Consider the following 18,012-nt stretch of genomic DNA (forward strand, 5'->3'; position numbering starts at 1 on the left):
CCGCATCGAGGTGGCAGAGCTGGGCCACCGCCTCCGGGGCCCCCTTGGCGGCCACASCGGGCTGGCCGGCGCTGTCGTGCCACAGCTGGGAGAAGACCAGCAGATCGCGCTGCAGGGGGTATTCGCGCTGCAGGGGCCAGTCGGGATGGAGGTGCTCGGTGTGGTGCAGCTGCTCGGCGGCGAGCCGCTGGATGGCCCGCTCCATGGCATCCACCGGATCGTTCCGGCTGGCGAGCACGGCCAGCTCCACCAGCGGATGCCAGGGCTCCTCGAGGCGGTCACCGCTGTGCCAGCGCTCGGCGGCTGGCCAGGTGAGCAGCTGCTGCACCGCCATCCGGTTTTCGGTGAGGGTGCCGGTCTTGTCGACCGCCAGCACCGTGGCGCTGCCGAGGCTTTCCACGGCTGCGGGCCAGCGGGCCAGCACGCCGATGCGGGCCAGCCGCAGCGCCCCCAGACCCAGGAACAGGGCCAGCACCACCGGGATCTCGTTGGGCAGCAGGGCCAGGGCCAGGGCCAGGGCCGCCAGCAGAGCCGTGGTCCAGTCGCCGCTGGAGCTTCCCTGCAGCACGGCCAGCAGGGTGCAGAGGCCGAGGGCCGCCACGCTGAGCCGCCCCGTGAGCCGGCGGGTGTGGCGCTGCAGGCGGGTGGGGGGGGGCTCCACCGTGGCCAGGCTTCGGCCCATCCGTCCCAGCTCGGTGGCCTCCCCACCCCCACCACCTCGGCCCAGCCGCGGCCCGTGGCCACCAGGGATCCGGCCCGCACCAGCTCCCCGGGCTGCTGGCGGGCCACCGGCAGCGATTCGCCCGTGAGCAGCGACTCATCCAGCCACAGCCCCACCGCCTCGCACAGGCGGGCATCGGCCGCCACCCGGTCGCCCTCCTCCAGCCGCAGCTGATCGCCGAGCTGCACCTGCTCGGGGGTGAGCTCGAGATCGATGCCGTTGCGCCGCACCCGGGCCCGCGGGGCCGAGAGGCGCGCCAGCTCGGCCAGGGCCCTGCGGCTGCGGCGCTGCTGCCAGAGGTCCAGCAGGCTGATGGCGCCTACGAACACCAGCAGGATGGCGGCCTCCTGGGGTTCACCGATCAGGCCGTAGATCAGCGCGCAGGCCAGCAGCAGCAGGTTGGTGGGCTCGAGCACAGGGGCGTCAGCGGTCGGGAGAGGGATGCCGCGGCATCGGGCCTGCGCAGCCGCGCACTCACTCCACCGGCACCTGAACGGCCGTGGAGCTCGGTTCGCTGGTTCGCTTGGGAATCGTCACGGTCAGCTGGCCATCCCGGGCCGTGGCCTTCAGNCCTGAGGCATCGGCGTCGTCGGGCAGGGTGAAGCTGCGGGTGAAGCTGCCGTAGAAGCGCTCCACGCGGTGGAAGCGCTTGTTCTCTTCCTCCTTCTCCTGCCGGCGTTCACCCTGGATCGTGACCACGCCGTTGTCCACGCTCACCTTGAGGTCGTCCTTCGCCACGCCGGGGATATCGGCTTTGATCGCGTAGTGGCTGGCGTCCTCGCTGATGTCCACCCGTGGTGTCCAGTCGCTGAGCCCCTGCAGAGCCGATCCCCGGCCTGCCGGCCAGGGCCAGGGGCGGTTGAAGAGCTCCTCGATCTCCCGCAGGGGCTCCCACTTGCTGAGGAGGGTCATGGTCGGTCTCCATGGTCAGGGGCAGGCGCCATGGGGCGCCACCCATGTCCTTAGCCATGCCCGGGCCCCTCAGCAACGCTCCCTGCCGCTCGGGTGAGGCGCGGATCACGGCCAGTCCGGCTTCCCAGCCCCGCACCACCGCGAGGTGGGCCGGGGGAGGGCCGCTGCCCCGGCAGGTGCGTCTCTCAAGACCCGTTGCGGTGAGAGCCCTTTGACCCCCAGGCCGGCCCGTACAATCACTTGCGGACGGGGCGTGGCGCAGCTTGGTAGCGCGGGTGCTTTGGGAGCACTAGGTCGCAGGTTCGAATCCTGTCGCCCCGATTGACTCCAATGAAGCGTTCGATCGCAACGGCCTTAGCCGGTCCTGGATCGCTCTCAACGCTCTGTGCTCCACGGCATGGCTGTGACTCTGATCTGTTCGCCTCAGTTGCCATTGGCCACTCGGTGCTGATGCGCTCGGTACCCTGATCGCCCATGCCAGCGGTCGCGATGGAGATCTCCCTGCTGGGCACCGGGCTGCTGGGAACGGCGATCGGCGAGCGGCTGCTGCGCTGCGGCCACACCCTCACTATCTGGAACCGCAGCCCTCTGCGCTGCGCTCCGCTGCTGTCGCTCGGAGGCCAGCAAGCCACCACGGCGGCGGCAGCCGTTGCAGCCAGCCCAGTGGTGATCACCGTGCTGAGCGACGGCCCCACCACCCGCGCCGTCCTCGTGGATCAGGCCGGCGATGCACTGGCGGGCAGGCTGGTGCTGCAGGTGGCCACGATCGCGCCGGAGGAAAGCCGCGAGCTGGCGGCTGCCCTGGCCGAGCGTGGCGCCGAGCTGCTCGAGGTGCCGGTGCTGGGCAGCAGGCCGGAGGCGCTGGCTGGCACCCTGCAGCTGATGGTGGGCGGTAGCACCGCGGCGCTGGAGCATGCCCGGCCGGTGCTGGCTGATCTGGGCGGCCAGCCTCTCCACCTGGGCCCGGTGGCGCGGCGCTCAGCGCCAAGCTGGCCCTCAATCAGCTGATCGCCAGCCTTACCCCACAGCTCGTCAGTCTCAGCCTGCATCTGGTTCAGCGCGCCGGGGTCGACGTGGAGGCCTTCATGGCGATCCTGCGCGGCAGCGCCCTCTACGCCCCCACCTTCGACAAGAAGCTGGCCAAGGAACTGGCCGACGACTACGCCAATCCCAACTTTCCGACCGCTCACCTTCGCAAGGACCTGCAGCTGTTTCTTCAGGCCGCTGCCGGCGCGGGGCTCAACACCGAAGGGCTCTCGGGGCTGGAGCGGCTGCTGGAGCGTGCCACCGCGGCCGGTCTCGACAGCCTCGACTACAGCTCCCTGCACCGCCTCACTGCTCAGACCGGTGAGCGTTGATCCCGATCAACCCTTGCTCGGGTTGGCCCAGAACCGACAGCGGCTTTTGGATGCCACCTGCGCGGGCACGATCACCTGCCAGACCCTGCAGACTCCAGAGGCGGAGGGGCATCCGCTGAAGTTCTGACAGTTGCCGCAACGAGGCTGGACCGGAGCCATGTGTGCCAGTCGAGGAGCCGTCCATTATGGATCTTGGGGAGCTGGCTGCTCCTGTCTAGGCATCCAGGCAAGCGGCTGGGTTCCCGGGATCCCCCTCGCTTCCTGGATCCGCGCCAGCAGGTCATCGGGAGGAGCCCTCACTCGCGGCGACTGCTCCGGATGCGCCGAGGCACGCCTCGCCAGCGACGCAAGGCGCTTCAGGCCGAGCTTGGCTGATCCCGGGAATCCCCCCGACCCCGCACCGATCACGTCGGCTGCCGAGCGACGCACCAGATCCCTCAGCCTGTGAGGGCGTCGAGGGCCTCGTGCGCCCGCAGCTCCAGGGCCGCGGCGGCATGGCGCTGGAGTTCGGTGTCGTTGAGCAGGGCCACCCGCGGCGGAGCCGCCGGATCCTGCAGGAACTCGTAGACCCGCAGGCAGACATTGAGGCATCGCAGGGCAGCGAGCTGCAGGTCGCGCCGTGCCTCCTGGGGCCGATAACCGTCGACGCCCGCCGCCACCAGTTCGCAGTGCCAGAGTTCCAGCAGCTCCTCCAGATGCCCGCTGCGTTCCGCCACCGGCTCGCTGCCGCCGATCAGGAACACCACGTCGATCGCCGCCAGACTCCGGGTCGCCGTCTGCCAGTCGAGGATCGTGGCCACCGGATCGGCGCTCGAACCTCCGAACAGGAGGTTGTCCGCCCGGAGGTCGCCATGCACGAGGGTCCAGGGGCGCCGGCGCAGCGCCGCCTCGATGGCGTCGTTGCTCGCGACGGCAGCGCGGATCAGTTTCATCGTCTCCTCACCCAGCCGCAGGGCATAGTCGCGCTCGAAGGCCGGCAGCACCGCGCTGAAGTCGCCGGTGAACCAGTAAGTGTGGGCAGGCAACCAGGGGCGGCTCTCGAGCACGGGATCCTGCCAGTAGCGGGCGTGGACCCTGGCGATGCGGCGCAGCACCGCCATCACCTCGTCCTGGCTGAGCCCCCGCACCTGATCACCGGGACGCAGCTCCGACAGGTCGTCGAGCAGCAACCAGTGGTCATCGTCGCCGTCGCTGCAGCCGTGCACCCGCGGCAGCTGGTCGGCCAGGGGCGGGGCCAGTTCGCGGTAGAAGCGCACCTCGCGCTCGAAGGCACGCAGCTTGCGCGAGAGCCCCTGGAACACCGGGTTNGCACTCTCGCTCTTGAGCACCACCGCGGCTGGGCCGCACCCCGGCGGATCGGTGCGCAGTCGCAGCCGGGTGGTGGTGGAGACGAAGCCGCGCTCGGCGCCGATCACGTCGGCCTCGAATCCCTCCACCCGGATGCCGAGCACCTGGGACAGCCAGGCGGGATCGGCTCGCCGGATCACCTGGAGCTGCTCCTGGCCCATGGCATCGGGCGGCGGCGCGCTCATGGCCGCTGCTCGATCACCAGCCTGTTGTGTCTGGTCATGGTCATGGTCTGGGTGAACGTCCGCTCGAGAGGTCAGACGCCCGCCTGATAGCGGAAATGGGTGACCGCCGATAACCCCCCCATGGTGCTCAGGGCATGGCGGCGGGTTGGGTCGCATCGGCTGGCTCATGCACGTGCGCAGCTCCTGGCGCTGCTCCGGCGTGAGGACCTCGCCCACGGCCATGAGTTTCTGGGCCGGCGAGAGCGGCTGCTGCATCGCACCCTTGAGTGCTTCCGCCTGCGAGACCTTGATGGTGAGGTTCTGCACGCAGGCTTCGAGGTGCTCCTTGCGCGGGATGGCCGGGGCGTTCTGCTGTGCCAGCACCGACCCCGCCTGCAGCACGAGCACCAGCACCGGCAGGGTGGGCAGCCGACGCATCGACCGGCAGGGGGAGAAGCGGAGCGTCATCGTGATCCGAGGCGACGGCCCTGGGCTGGGCCTGGTTATCGCCATCGTGGCGGGAGCTCGTTGGGGCCGGCAGCGAATCGTTACCTTCGGCCTCACGGCCCCTGGAGGAGCGGCTCTCCCCTTGGTGGGTGAAGGGCACCATCCCCACAACAAAGGCCGGGGCGCGGGCCCCGGGCGTTTGCCTGCTCAGCCGCACTGCCCTCGAGGACATCAGGGCGCAGCTGTGCAATCGATTGGCGTGGAGATTGCCTGATCGTCAGATCAGGGTGTCTTCGGTTGTGGGGCGGAGCTGCCGGCGCTGGCACCTGGGGCCAGGTGACTAGTGGGACGTCCCGTTGGGTCCGGGGCACCTGAGGCAGAGCCGTGAGCGGTGCAATGGACGGTGACGGCGCTGTTGAGAAACAGACAGGCGCGACACGCCTGGAACGTCAGAGATCCGTCGAGAGTGTTGGAGCAGGGGCCGGATCGTCAGCGCGCTCCTGACAACTGCTGCGGGGGGGTGTCGTCCATGCGTGGAGCCTCCGAATCCCGTTGCTGTCACGTTCGGCGGAATTGCATCCACTGGCAACTGCCTGCGCGCGGGTGGACACGCGTCTTCACCGGAGGCAATGGGAATTCATGAAGGCGCTTCACCGCCGGATCCACCAGCCAGGCTTCCCTGCTGCCGGGTTTGGGGGCGGCTCATCGGCGGCAAGCATGATCGCCGCGCTCAGCCCTGACGCTTCCACCGCCACCAAGCCCTGCGCATCGGCGCATCATGGCTGCCGTCGCACAGGGGGTAGCGGTGGGAGCGGCCGCAGCGGCACATCGGCACTGTGGCCGGTTCGCTCAGCCGCAGCTCGTACGAGACGCGTCCACTGCCGAGATGGGCCCCATCGCAGAACCAGCCGTGGCGGCTGCGCCCACAGCTGCAGAGCTGGTGCACTCCGGCCGGCAGATCCAGCGGCTCAGGGCCGGTGCTGTCGCCGTCCGATTCAGGCACCACNGCGGCTTCTTCCCGAACGGCCCGGTCCCAGTCTGGGCCGGGCTCGGGTGCAGCGCGCGCCGGAGGTCGATGCAGCGCCCGAGCGGGGCAGTGGCTGCCAGGCGACAGCATGGAGTCGAGATCCCCGTGGTGCCATGGCGGCGTGCGAGTGTTCGGCCGGGATCCGCACCGGAGTGGAGCGCCGGACCCTGATCTCGGTTCTGGCGATCAACGCCGTGATGTTCGTGGTGGAACTGCTGTTGGGCCTGAAGGTGCAGTCCACCGGCCTGATCGCCGACTCGCTCGATATGCTCGCCGACGCGCTGGTCTACGGCATCAGCCTCTCGGCCGTGGCCGGCTGCAGCTCGCCCTCGCCGTGCTGGTGCTGGGCGATGGACTGCGGAGCGTCATCGGGGGCAGTGAGCCGCTGGGCGGCTGGATGATGGCCGTGGGTCTGCTGGCGCTGGCGGCGNACTCCCTGTGTCTGCTCCTGCTCAGCCGCCACCGCCGCGGCGGGGTGCACATGCGGGCCTCGCTGATCTTTCTCCACCAACTACACGCTCGCCAACCTGGCTGTGATCGTGTCCGGGCTGCTGGTGAAGGTGCTGGGCAGCCCGATCCCGGATCTGGTGGTCGGGGTGGGGATCGCGCTGATGGTGGCCCGCGGCGGGCAACGCATCCTGCGGGAGGCTGCCATGGGCTGAGCTGGCTCGGACTTGCGCCATCANGGTCCGGCATCGCCTGATCCACACCCCCCGCGCTTGCGCGTCATGATGTAACGCAATTGTTACGTGGGTCTCATGACGCTTGGGGAGGTCTTCCTGGAGTCACTCACGAGCGGTGTGATCACGGAGCGCGAAGTCGCCTGGGTCACGGCGCACCAGCACTCCTTTGCACGCCATGAAGAGGCCGTCGCGATCAGGCTCGGGCGCTTGATGGATGAGGGCCGGATCAACCTCGGTTGCCGCATCCCAGCCTGCGTTCTGCATCACAACATGGTCCGCCACCACTGGATCGAGCCGTTGGGGCGAAGGCGGCATCGATCACCGCTGCGTCGCGGAGAACTGGGATGACGCGACGGCCGGCACCACCCAGCACACTCATCACCAACGATTGAACAATGGAGACATCGCTGCTCGCTTTTCTGGCCTTCGGTGCAGCCGTCACGTCGCTGAGTGCATGGATGTACGCATCGCTGCGCCAGGGAGAGCGCCCCTGAACACGCGGTTGGGATCGCTCCCGATCGATCGGCCCCCGGGCCGTCGCTGAGGGATGCCGACCCCTACCGGCCGGTGGTGGTGCTGAAAAGCTCCCCGCCGCAGGTTGGCCTGCCGCTCACGGGCCGAGCAGAGCGGCGCGGAAGGGTGCTGCATCGAGGATCGGCGTGTTGTGGTCGAGATCGGCCGCCATCAGCAGCTCCGACACGCCAGGCAGGAAGGCGCGGTGCAGGGCTTCGGCATGGCGCGGGGGCACCACCTCATCCAGGCCCGCCGCCAAGATCGTGGTGGGCGCGCGCACCCTNGGGGCCTCGGCGGCCGCATCCCAGCGATCCACCAGCAGCAGATCCACCGGCAGCCAGGGCATGGCGCGACGAGCCACCGCCAGCAGGCTGTCGAAGGGAACCAGCAGCACCAGCCGCTCCACGGGACGGCTTGCGGCCAGATGCACCGCCGGCCCGGTGCCCAGGCTGCGGCCCACCACGGTCACCGCGCTGTGGAGCTCGGCCACGTGGGCGTAGAGAGCCCGGGCATCGGCGCGCAGGGCCGCTTCCGTGGGTTTTCCCTCGCTGCCGCCGTAGCCGCGGTAGTGCAGCAGGTAGAGGGCGGTGTCCGGCAGCAGGGCGGCCAGCTCGGCGCGGGTGAGCGACACGTCCTCGGCGTTGCCGCCGAAGTAGATCAGCGCACGGGGGCCGGGATGGGGCCGATGGGCCACCAGCACCCTGGTGCCTTCCACCCGCAGCTCCAGCCGGCCGGAAGGATCGGCGGCGGGCTGGGGGAAATAGATGAAGGAGCGCTGGGCCAGAGCCATCAGCAGGCAGAGACCGGCGTAGCCCAGCCCCAGCCAGCCAGCAAGCCAGCCGACCCAGCCCAGCCACCGCGCCATGCTCATCGCCTCATGCCCACGCTCATCGCCCTCAGCAGCCCAGGGTCAACGGCGCCACCGGGGCGATGCGCCGGTTGCGGCCGCCCACCTGGTTGGCGCGCAGCACCAGGGCGGAGGCGCCCAGATCGAGGAACACCCTGAGCACCGTTTCGCAGGCCAGGCGCGGCAGCAGCGTGCGCCAGCTGCCGAGGCCCTGGAGCAGATCGCGCAGGGGCTGTTCATCGAGGCTGCTGCCGAGCCGCACCGAGCCCCGCTTCCAGTCGTCGCGCAGGGGCGGAATTGGCAGCAGCCGGCCGCGCAGGATCCGCTCAAGCTCCAGCAGGGTGTCCAGACGGGCTGCCTGCTCCGGCTGCCGCTGCCGCCAGAGCTGCAGCCGCTGGGGATCGGCGCCGCGGATCTCGGCCTCCAGGTCGCGGATGGCGGCGAACAGAGCGAGGTTGGAATCCTGGGCGCAGTTGTGGGCCGGCCCCACGAACGTGCCGCCGCTGCCGTCGCCGATGCGGTAGCGGGCCATCATCGCCGTGAGCTGGCGGCCGAAGGTGTCGAGCGGGCAGCGCTCGCGCTCCTCGTTGGGGAGGCCGAGGGTGTAGGTGCCGGTGAAGGGAGGAAAGCGCACGAGGATGTCGGCCACGGGCCGGCAGCCCAGCCAGCCCCACTGCCGCTCGGCCAGGTAGCGCCAGCGATCCTGGGCCCCGGCTACCACGNCGTCGGGGTTGTGGGCATACACCTGGCGGTAGTCCACTGCCACGGCCAGCTCGCCGCCGGCCANGGGCTCGCGGATCANCCGCCCGAAGCCGTAGGCGAAGTNGCCGGTGCAGAGGCCGCCGCGCAGGGCCTGCTCACACTGCTCGCCGCCGATGCCGCCGAACACGTGCAGCACCAGCAGCCGGTCTCCCTCACGCCATTCGGCCAGCAGTGTGTCGGGATCGGAGGCCCGCCGCGACACCAGCACCGAGCTGGCGCTGCCGGGTGTGGTGTCGCCCCAGGCCTGGTGTCGCACGTAGCGCCACGCCGCACGGGGATGGGCGATGACCCGCTGGGGATGCAGGCGGCGCAGCCGCCGCGGCAGCAGCGCCTGCACCACGAACCCGCCGGCGCCGTCGGGCACGCCGCTCACGATCCAGCCCTCCTCCTGGAGCTCGCTTGCGGCCAGGTCCGTGGCGGTGGCGGGCAGGATGCCCTCCTGGTTGGCCACAGGCAGCGGCAGCCGCAGGCGCAGGGGCGGCCCCGTGAAGCTGCCCTGGTCCGGATCGAAGGCCAGCGCCTCCCAGGCATCGCCAGCGAGGGGGCGCACGAAGCGCACCAGGGCCTTGGCGAGGCCGGCGGTCTGCAGCGGTTCGGCCGTCACCTCCAGCCGCAGGGTGTCGCTCTCCAGCACGGTCACCGGCCCGTCCAGGCGCACCAGGATGTCGTCGTGGGAGCGGGCGCCGGCGAGGGATTCCAGCGGGTTCACCTGGGGCCAGCCGTCCAGCCGCAGGGGATGCAGGTTGCCGGCGCGGGCGCTGTCGCGGGTCTCGTCGCTGAAGCGCACGTCCATCGTGACCTGGGCCAGGGCCGGATCACGCCAGCGCAGGGCGGCGATGCGGCCGCGGCAGTGGCCCCAGCCGGGGGGCGTCTGGAGCACCTCGAAGCCCACGCTGCCGTCGCGCGCGTCGGCAGCCGGCAGGATCAGCCTGCCGATCCAGGCCTGCCGGGGCTGAATGCGCGCGTCGGGCAGGGGCGAACGATCACGGGCCGCATCGGGCCGGTGCCAGGGGTTGGCGAGGAAGCGCTGGTAGTTGCTGCCCCCCGCCGTGAGCTCAGCCTCCCCTTCGGCCCGCGCACCGACGATGGCGCTGACCAGGTCCACCGTCTGCTGCATGGGGGTGCGTCCATCGGGGAGATTGAGGCGGTCGTCCATGACGCCGCCCGGCAGTTCATGGCCCACCGGACCCAGCGGCACCAGCGTCACCCTGCCGCGGCGCAGCGCCCGGTTCCAGTCTGAATAGTGGTGAACCGACCAGCGGCGGGGAAAGAGAATCGAGCCCAGCGGTGCCACCCGGTCGCGCTCCCCCACCAGGTGGAAGAGGTGCTCGGCCTGCAGGAAGCGGTTGTTGCCGGCGAACACCCCGGCCAGGGAGATCACCTCCACCGGTGCGCGCAGCAGCCGGCGCAGATGGGGCAGGGCCCCGAGCGAGATCTGGCCGCCACCGCTGAAGCCCAGCAGGGTGACGGGCGTGCCGCCACCGGCGGGGTAGCCGTTGGCCAGGAGCGAGTCCAAGATCAGCTCCGCCATGCCGGCGTTGTAGACCGGCCCGTAGCGGCCATCCGCCGACACCGCCACCACGGTGAGGTTGCGCAGGTTCACGAGCAGCCCGAGCCAGGTGAGGGGATGACGCACCCGCCAGCGCTCCACCCAGCGCCAGAAGCGCGCCAGCCAGCGGCCTTCTGTGAGGGGCTGGTTGCTGATCGAGTAGGGCATCAGCCCGCGCAGGATGGCGATGTCGGCCGGCAGGGCCGCCGCCAGCCGGCGCAGGAAGTCCTCCCCCTCCGGCAGAGCCTCCCGGGAGGCCTGCCCGATGCCGTCGAGATACACCACCCAGCGCCGCACCGGCCGCTCCGGGGCGAGGGGAACCGCCAGCTCGCCCAGGCTTGCCGGTCCCTCCTCGCGTCGCCGAACCAGCCGGCCCACCAGCCCAGCGCCTCCAGGGGGGCCAGGAAAGCCGCGATCAGGAACAGCACCAGGCCGATGCCGATCAGGTCGACCACCAGCCCGAAGCTGCGCACCAGAGCCTGACGGGCCAGGGCCAGCAGCAGCCCGGTGCCGGGCAGCACCAGGGCCAGCAGCAGCACGAGGCCGACGAGCAGCCCGCGGCGGTGGCGATGGAGCCAGAGTCTCATCGCGGCGCACGCCTGCCGGAACCGGAGGTGAGCATCTCCTGCAGAGCACGACGGTCGTGGACCAGCTGCACACCCGCCGTGCGGTTGAGCAGCCCGCGGCCGAGGCGCATCAGCGGCTGGCCGGCGCGCCGCTGCAGCAGCAGCATCACCAGCCAGCCGCCGACCAGGGCGATGAAGCCCTCCCAGGCCCCCAGGCCGGCCACCTCCACCAGGGCGACCACGAANGCGACCGCGGTCCACAGGGAGAGCAGGGTGAGCCAGGGCACACCGAGGTAGGGGAGGGCGCCGAGGAAGGCCAGCAGCTGGGGCGAATGGGCCATCCCCAGGGCCAGCACCACGGTGGCGGGCCGCACCTCGACCCCGAAGGCCACTCGGGCCACGAGCCAGGTGCTCAGAGCCCAGAACAGAAAGCCCGTCACCAGCAGGATCGCCTCCACCACGAGGCTGAGGGCGAACCGCACCGGCGTGACCCGGTTCACGAACAGGATGAAGGCGTGGCCGATCCCCTGGGAGAGTGCGGCCAGCAGGGCGATCAGGATCCCCCACCAGGCCGCCACCTCACCGGTGCCGATCATCCGGAAGGCATCGGGATGGAGGCGCAGGGTGTGGCCGACCAGTTCAGTGAAGGTATCCATCACCGAGAGCGTCACCGGGAAGGCCGCTGCCGAACAGCGGATGGAATGGTCTGGCTCGAGACCATGGCATCCGGATCCGCGCCTGGCTGAGACGTGATGGTATGCGGCTTCATTTCTGCCTGGTGTCCTGCCGGGCACCATCGGGGGCAGGCTTTCCCACAACAAAGCCCAGAGCCAGGGCTCCGGGCTTCTGTCTGCTCAGCTGGGGTGCCTGCCCATGGGGCGGGGTGCAGCGTTGCGTGGGTTGTGCTGGTGAACAGCCGTGATCGTCGGATCACCGGAGTCTTTGGTTTTGGGGCGGAGCTGCCGGCGNTGGCACCTGGGGCCAGGTGACTAGTGGGACGTTCCGTTCGGTCCGGGGCACCTGAGGCAGAGCCGTGAACGGTGCAGTGGACGGCGTGGCCGTTGTGTGACACGGCGCGACACGCCTGGAACGTCAGAGATCCGTCGAGAGTGTTGGAGCAGGGGCCGGATCGTCAGCGCGCTCCTGTCTGGTGCTCAGGGGGGCTGTCTTCCATCCGTGGAGCCTCCGAATCCCGTTGCAACCACGATCGGTCGGCCGTCTGCGGCTGGCAACCTCGTCGGCACGATCGATACCCGTCGTCACCGACGGCAACGGGAGTTCATGAACGGGGCGTCACGGCCCCGGGCTGGTGCCAGAGGTGGCGCCGGCAGGGGCCCCGGACGCCAGCCCAAGTTGGCCGGCTGAAGTTGGCTGGCTGAGGTCTCGCATTCACCCTGGACCGATCTCCAGGGCCCACAATCACCCTCGCCTGCCTGACTCCTGCAGCCCCAGCCCGTGGCACCAGACCAGCCTGGCGATCGGCGCAGATTGGGGGGGTTACGTCATCAGCCCGCTCGGGCGGATCCATCGCCGCACGGACGACGACAGGGCATTGGCGGCCCTCGCCGTGACCAGGCCCGACAGGGCGGCGACCGCCACCGTGGCCAGGCTCGTGAGCTGGGCGCCTTCCGGGCCGCCCACCCCCCAGCACCATCGCCACGGCGGTGAGCGGCAGCCGGTAGCCGCCGGCGATGCCCGCCGCGGCTCCGGCGGCACCCGCCAGATCCCCCGGGATGCCGAAGGGTGCTGCGAACACGCGGCCCGTGAGATCGCCGATCGCCAGGAAGGGCACGAACACGCCGCCGCAGCCTCCCGCCAGCACTGCCGCAGTGGTGGAGCCCGCCCGCAGCAGCGCCAGGCCCAGGAGACGCGCCGGCGAGGTTTCGTTGGTTTCCGCCCACGCGATCGCCGTCCCTCCCGGTCCGAAGGCCGCCACCGGCGTGGCCAGCCAGCCGATCAGCAGCGCCAGGCCCAGCAGGGTCCCCCCTCCGATCAGAAGGCGTGCCAACGGTCGGTCGCTCCATCCCCTGGCCCAGTAGATCGCCTCGCCCGTGAGGGCCGTGAGGGCGCCGGCGGCCCCGCCGATGAACACGATCGCCTCCACCGCATCCAGGACGCCTGCGGGCGGGATCTTCGGCACCACCAGCCGGATCAGATTGAGGTGGAACAGGGCGTTCACCCCCCAGCCGGTGACGCCTCCCGCGAGCATCGCGGCGGCCCGCGGCGCGGTGAGCGGGATCCGGCGCCGCTCCGCCAGCTCGAACATGAAGAAGCTCCCCACCAACGGGATGCCCATCAGGGCCGACACGCTGGCGGCGCCACCGCCGATCGCCAGAGGCCGCGCCAGCGGGCGCAGCGCCGGGATCGCGCTGCCCAGCCAGCTTCCCGTGGCCACCCCGACATGCGCGGCCGGCGATTCGGTGCCCAGCGGCGCCCCCAACCCGACCGAGGCCAGGATCGCCAGGGCCCGCAGAGGAGCCAGGTTCCAGGGGAATCGCTCCTCTGTGCCCGAGGCGTTGACCACATCGCCGGTGAGATCCGCCCGGGCGATNGTCGTGGGGGAACGAGTACCAGGACGCGAGCGAGCCGCCGGCCCTGGGCAGGCTGACCTCGCGGGGGGCGATCGTCTGCACGGGTTGNCCCCTCCCGAGCCCGAACAGGATCAGCACCGCCAGGCTGACGCCGAGCAGAGGAAGAACCCGCAGCCAAGGCCCGCCGAGGCCGGCGGCGCTGTCGAGGCAGAGCTTGATCAGTTCGGTGAGCAGCACCGCGGCCAAGGAGCCGATCAGGCCCCCGAACAAGCCTGCGGAGGCCCACGCGCCGATCTGGGCAGGCTGCATCGACCGTGTCACGGCTGGGCTGGCGTGTTGTTGGCCGTGGCGATCCGAAAGGGGGGCGCTGCGTAAGCGGAAGGCAGATACTCGGCCGGAATCGTGCTCATGTTGCCGTCTCTGATCGATGTGTAGCTCGGAGAAAGAATCTCGATGCCATGCTCGTTGAATCTGTCCTGAATGTTCTGATGAAGCTCAGAGTAAATGAACACCATCTGATTGGGCTCACTGGTGAAGGCATTCAACTGGTAGCTGATGGCATGGTCTCCCAGCTTGGTCTGCAGCACAAAGGGTGCGGGCTCCGGCAGGATGTGGCGCGTGGCGAGAGCGGCCTCGATCAGGCTTGTGGTGGCCTCGCGNCAGGGCACGTCATAGCCCAGGGTCACTGATGTCTGCAGAATCAGGTTGCGGTTCAGCTCACGCGAGGAGATGTTGAAGTTGATCACTTCGCTGTTCAAGAGAGTTGAACTGGGAATGGTGATCACCTGATTGGATGGCGTGCAGATCCGAATCGCCAGGAAATTCTTTTCAACGACGTCGCCAATCACGTCGCCGACGCGGATGTGATCGCCAATTCGGAATGGACGTGTGAAAATCAGAATAACTCCGCCAAGCATATTGTTGATCANCGACGTAGAGCCAAGCGAGAGGAGCAGGCCGAGAAAAACGGTGATTCCCTGAAACGCGGGAGAATTGAAGCCCGGCAGGAATGGAAAGCCAACGATGGCCGTCAGGGCGATGACAAGCAGCGCCAGCAGCTTGTAGGTGGGACCGGCCCAGTCGGCATAGAAGCCAGGAATCACAAGACTGCCCTGCTCTATGGCTACGAAAAAGGGTTTGATGATGCGCAGAAAATAGTAGGCGATGACAACGATGATGACCAGAACAAAGATGCTGGGAAGATAGTTTCCGACTGCGGACAGGACAAGTTCCGCCGCCGCGAAAAAATATCCGAGGATGCTCTCGCCGAAGGCCCGTGTCCAGGGGAACAGACGCAGAATGAAGGTGGCCCAGGTAAAGAGAATGGCCAGCAACACCAGAAGGCGAACAATCCTCAGTGCCTGCAGCCCGATGGAGCTGATAGCAGACGAGGTCACGATTTCCACCCGTCGAAAACTGATGCCGGGGCAGTGGCTTGTGATGAACCGGCCAATGATCGGGAAGATTCTGCCAGTAGCCTGGATGATGGCCGCGCCGACGATCAGGGCGGCAGCGCTGGCGAAAGCGACATACAACGTATTTCGCAGCAACTGCCTTGGCTCGCGATCCTGGCGATAACGAGACAGGGCTGCCTTGATCTGTTTGAGGTACTGTTCCGCGGCTTGCTGCTTCGTTAACCGGCTGGCTTGCGCATCGCGTTCGTTGATCGTGAGCAGCACATCCGAGCCGATGCTCAGGTAAAGAGAATGGTCATCTGAGTTTTCACGGATCACCAGATCCTCCAAGGCCACCGAATCATCGTTGGCTATTCTTTTCAGCCGTTGCGTGATTGTCTGGGCTCGTTCTTCGGCTGTAAAGCCAGCAATGCCACGCCGAATGAAGAGAATCGGCTGGCCATCCAGGAGAACAGGCACGCCATCGATCTGCTGTCCTGCTCCGGCCTGCAGCTCAAGGGCTTGTGGCTTGGACTGGCTTTCGGCACGTCCGAGGACCGGCGTGCCAAGCGTCAGCAGGACAACGACAGCGAGAAGGGCCAGGGCTCGCCAGCTCTTCCGCCTCCATCGGCGAGGCACCGTTGGTGGCGCGGGGGCATGAATCAACCGATCTTGGGCTCTGATGCAGCGCGGCTGGCCCCCGGGCTGGCAGGTCTGCTTGTGGCGCTTCCGTTCGAAGGGATCAGGCATCTCTGCTCCTGATCAGCGTCTGCATCGTCAGCATGTCTTGTGGTGCACGATCTGGTCTATCAAGACCAGATCGTGATCCTCGCAGGCGGGGTCGTGCTGCTGAACGGGGCTCCTGGCGATGAGCCGGAGCGTCGGTATGGACCAGAGTGGCGAGACCTGACTTCCTCTCCTGCGATCAGCGCCTCGTGAGGCACCCATGCCTTGCTCATGCTGATCAACCGGTTGTCACCGCACCAGCAGCGGCACAACGTTGCAGCACCACTGTGCTGTTCCATGCCGTAGCCAGCCTGAATTCCGTGGCACAGCTGGTCCGCGAGCAGGCCTGCGCCACCGTTGATGCCAGCCCCACCAACCGCCTGGTGGTACTGCTGACCCTGGGTCTGGCGTGCCAGCGCGCATCCCATCCAATCCCCACGACACGTCGGGGAGAGCCTGCGCCATCGCCCTGCTTCAACTGCAGAGCAGCGCCGCGGCGTGATGGCGCAGGTGGTCGTCGATGAAGCTGCTCACGAAGAAATAGCTGTGGTCGTAGCCCTCCCGCCGCCGCAGCTGCAGGGGGTGGCCGCAGGCCGCAGCCGCCGACTCCAGAACATCGGGCCGCAGCTGGCTCTCCAGAAAGACATCGGCCATGCCCTGATCCACCAGCAGGGGCAGGGGCTGGCCGTCGGGGCCCAGCGGACCCTGGCCAGCGGCCAGCAGGGCACTGGCATCCCAGGCCTGCCAGCCCTCCGGATCGCCACCGAGCAGATGGCCGAAGGCCTTGCGGCCCCAGGGGCAGCGGCTTGGATTGGCGATCGGTGCGAAGGCCGACACCGATCGGTAGAGCCCGGGATGACGCATCGCGCACACCAGGGCCCCGTGGCCGCCCATCGAGTGGCCGCTGATGCCACGCCGGTCGGTGATCGGCAGCTGCGTTTCCAGCAGTGCCGGCAGCTCGGCGGTCACATAGCTGTGCATGCGGTAATGGCGGCTCCACGGGGTTTCGCTGGCATCCACGTAGAAGCCGGCTCCGTGGCCGAAGTCCCAGCTGCCCTCCGGGTCCGTGGGCACCTCCTCACCGCGGGGGCTGGTGTCCGGGGCCACCAGCGCCAGACCCAGCTGGGCGGCCAGCCGCTGAGCGCCGGCCTTCTGCATGAAGTTCTCGTCGCTGCAGGTGAGACCCGAAAGCCAGTAGAGGGCGGGCACCCGGGCACCCGCCAGGGCCTGGGGCGGCAGGAACACCGCCACCACGGTGTCGCCCCCCAATTCCACGGAGGCGATCCGGTAGCGCCGGTGCAGTCCGCCGAAGCAGCGGTTCTCGACGAGCAGCTCCATCCTGGTCAGCCGATCCGCTCAGCTTGACGCAGACCCGCCGACAGGCGCGGCCTCAGAAATGAATCACCGAGCGGATGCTCTTGCCCGCGTGCATCAGTTCGAAGGCCTGGTTGATGGCATCGAGTCCCATCGTGTGCGTGATGAACGTGTCCAGGGGAATCAAGCCCTGCTGGAACATCTCCACGAAGCCGGGCAACTCGCTGCGGCCCCGCACGCCGCCGAAGGCCGAGCCGCGCCACACCCGGCCGGTGACCAGCTGGAAGGGGCGGGTGCTGATCTCCTGGCCGGCGCCGGCGACGCCGATGATCGTGGATTCGCCCCAGCCCTTGTGACAGCTCTCGAGGGCGGCACGCATCACCTCCACATTGCCGATGCACTCGAAGGAATAGTCGACCCCTCCATCGGTGAGATCGATGATCACCTGCTGAATCGGTGCCTCGTGATCGCGCGGATCGATGCAGTCGGTGACCCCGAGCTGCCGGGCAATGCTGAATTTCTCGGGATTCACATCGATGCCGATGATGCGCGAGGCCCCGGCCATCACAGCGCCGATCACCACCGCCAGACCGATCCCGCCCAGGCCGAACACGGCCACCGTGCTGCCGGGCTCCACCTTGGCGGTGTTGCGCACCGCGCCGATGCCGGTGGTCACACCGCAGCCCAGCAGGCACACCTTCTCGAGCGGGGCCTGCTTGCTGATCCTGGCCACGGCGATCTCCGGCAGCACCGTGTATTCGGAGAAGGTGGAGGTGCCCATGTAGTGGTGCAGCATGCGGCCGTCCTTCGAGAAGCGGCTGCTGCCATCGGGCATCAGGCCCTTGCCCTGGGTGGTTCGGATCGCCTGGCAGAGGTTGGTCTTGCCGGAGCGGCAGAACTTGCACACGCCGCACTCCGGTGTGTAGAGGGGGATCACGTGATCGCCCACGGCCACGGAGCTGACTCCATCACCCACCTCCTCCACGACGGCGCCGCCCTCATGGCCCAGGATCGCCGGGAAGAGGCCTTCCGGGTCCGCGCCGGAAAGGGTGTAGGCATCGGTGTGACACACGCCGGTGGCCACCACCCGCAGCAGCACCTCACCGGCACGGGGAGGCGCCACATCGATCTCCGTGACCTCCANGGGTTCA

13 protein-coding genes, 1 tRNA gene and 1 pseudogene are annotated in these 18,012 nt (G+C 68.9%); 5 read left to right on the top strand and 10 right to left on the bottom strand.

Annotation, left to right across the window (positions count from 1 at the left end; genetic code table 11):
* Together SYNGFB01_RS16035 and SYNGFB01_RS00650 are read right to left on the bottom strand one after the other, a co-directional pair.
* A pseudogene (locus SYNGFB01_RS16035) lies at positions 1-1,137 on the bottom strand (HAD-IC family P-type ATPase); the annotation flags it as partial.
* A gap of 58 nt (positions 1,138-1,195) precedes the next feature.
* Positions 1,196-1,633, bottom strand: coding sequence for an Hsp20/alpha crystallin family protein (locus tag SYNGFB01_RS00650; protein ID WP_048016504.1), 438 nt, complete (start codon positions 1,631-1,633; stop codon positions 1,196-1,198).
* 247 nt (positions 1,634-1,880) lie between these two features.
* Here SYNGFB01_RS00650 and SYNGFB01_RS00655 point away from each other — a divergent pair.
* The 3 genes from SYNGFB01_RS00655 (at position 1,881) to SYNGFB01_RS16045 (ending at position 2,991) form a co-directional block, all read left to right on the top strand.
* Positions 1,881-1,954: transfer RNA gene (locus SYNGFB01_RS00655), tRNA-Pro, on the top strand.
* 168 nt (positions 1,955-2,122) lie between these two features.
* Positions 2,123-2,641, top strand: a complete 519-nt coding sequence (locus SYNGFB01_RS16040) for an NAD(P)-dependent oxidoreductase (protein WP_369795435.1) — start codon at positions 2,123-2,125, stop codon at positions 2,639-2,641.
* Positions 2,641-2,991: an NAD-binding protein gene (locus tag SYNGFB01_RS16045; RefSeq protein WP_369795437.1), complete on the top strand. Its 351-nt coding sequence runs from the start codon at positions 2,641-2,643 to the stop codon at positions 2,989-2,991. The genes SYNGFB01_RS16040 and SYNGFB01_RS16045 overlap by 1 nt, the downstream gene beginning before the upstream one ends.
* 437 nt (positions 2,992-3,428) lie before the next feature.
* Here the strand turns inward: SYNGFB01_RS16045 and SYNGFB01_RS00665 are convergent, their stop codons facing one another.
* A complete protein-coding gene (locus SYNGFB01_RS00665; protein ID WP_053068233.1) occupies positions 3,429-4,940 on the bottom strand; it encodes a phosphotransferase in 1,512 nt (503 codons plus the stop codon).
* A 739-nt stretch (positions 4,941-5,679) separates the two neighbouring features.
* Complete coding sequence (locus SYNGFB01_RS13580; RefSeq protein WP_235299834.1) at positions 5,680-5,952, bottom strand: CDGSH iron-sulfur domain-containing protein; 273 nt, start codon at positions 5,950-5,952, stop codon at positions 5,680-5,682.
* A 137-nt stretch (positions 5,953-6,089) separates the two neighbouring features.
* On the opposite strand from SYNGFB01_RS13580, the gene SYNGFB01_RS14750 reads away from it, so the two are divergent.
* Both SYNGFB01_RS14750 and SYNGFB01_RS15810 read left to right on the top strand, forming a co-directional pair.
* Positions 6,090-6,377, top strand: a complete 288-nt coding sequence (locus SYNGFB01_RS14750) for a cation transporter (protein WP_200900029.1) — start codon at positions 6,090-6,092, stop codon at positions 6,375-6,377.
* A 132-nt stretch (positions 6,378-6,509) separates the two neighbouring features.
* On the top strand, positions 6,510-6,638 hold the full coding sequence (locus SYNGFB01_RS15810) for a hypothetical protein (protein ID WP_255347513.1): 129 nt from the start codon (positions 6,510-6,512) through the stop codon (positions 6,636-6,638).
* Positions 6,639-6,761: 123 nt separating this feature from the next.
* Here SYNGFB01_RS15810 and SYNGFB01_RS16050 read toward each other — a convergent pair whose 3' ends face one another.
* The 6 genes from SYNGFB01_RS16050 to SYNGFB01_RS00715 all read right to left on the bottom strand — a co-directional run.
* Positions 6,762-6,974 (bottom strand): hypothetical protein, encoded by a 213-nt coding sequence (locus SYNGFB01_RS16050; protein ID WP_369795436.1) that lies wholly within the window; start codon positions 6,972-6,974, stop codon positions 6,762-6,764.
* A gap of 3,523 nt (positions 6,975-10,497) precedes the next feature.
* Positions 10,498-10,917 carry a hypothetical protein gene (locus tag SYNGFB01_RS15065; RefSeq protein ID WP_235299835.1) on the bottom strand — a complete coding sequence of 140 codons (420 nt, stop codon included), beginning with the start codon at positions 10,915-10,917 and terminating at the stop codon, positions 10,498-10,500.
* Positions 10,918-12,175: 1,258 nt separating this feature from the next.
* Entirely contained in the window at positions 12,176-13,420 is a 1,245-nt protein-coding gene (locus SYNGFB01_RS00700) for a chloride channel protein (RefSeq protein ID WP_235299836.1), read from the bottom strand.
* A 324-nt stretch (positions 13,421-13,744) separates the two neighbouring features.
* Complete coding sequence (locus tag SYNGFB01_RS00705) at positions 13,745-15,571, bottom strand: mechanosensitive ion channel family protein (protein WP_082325784.1); 1,827 nt, start codon at positions 15,569-15,571, stop codon at positions 13,745-13,747.
* 450 nt (positions 15,572-16,021) lie between these two features.
* Complete coding sequence (gene fghA, locus SYNGFB01_RS00710; RefSeq protein WP_048016507.1) at positions 16,022-16,885, bottom strand: S-formylglutathione hydrolase; 864 nt, start codon at positions 16,883-16,885, stop codon at positions 16,022-16,024.
* Positions 16,886-16,937: 52 nt separating this feature from the next.
* Positions 16,938-18,012: S-(hydroxymethyl)glutathione dehydrogenase/class III alcohol dehydrogenase (locus SYNGFB01_RS00715; protein WP_048016508.1), on the bottom strand; the 1,075-nt coding region annotated here is incomplete at its 5' end.

The organism is Synechococcus sp. GFB01, from assembly GCF_001039265.1.
Lineage (GTDB): Bacteria > Cyanobacteriota > Cyanobacteriia > PCC-6307 > Cyanobiaceae > NIES-981.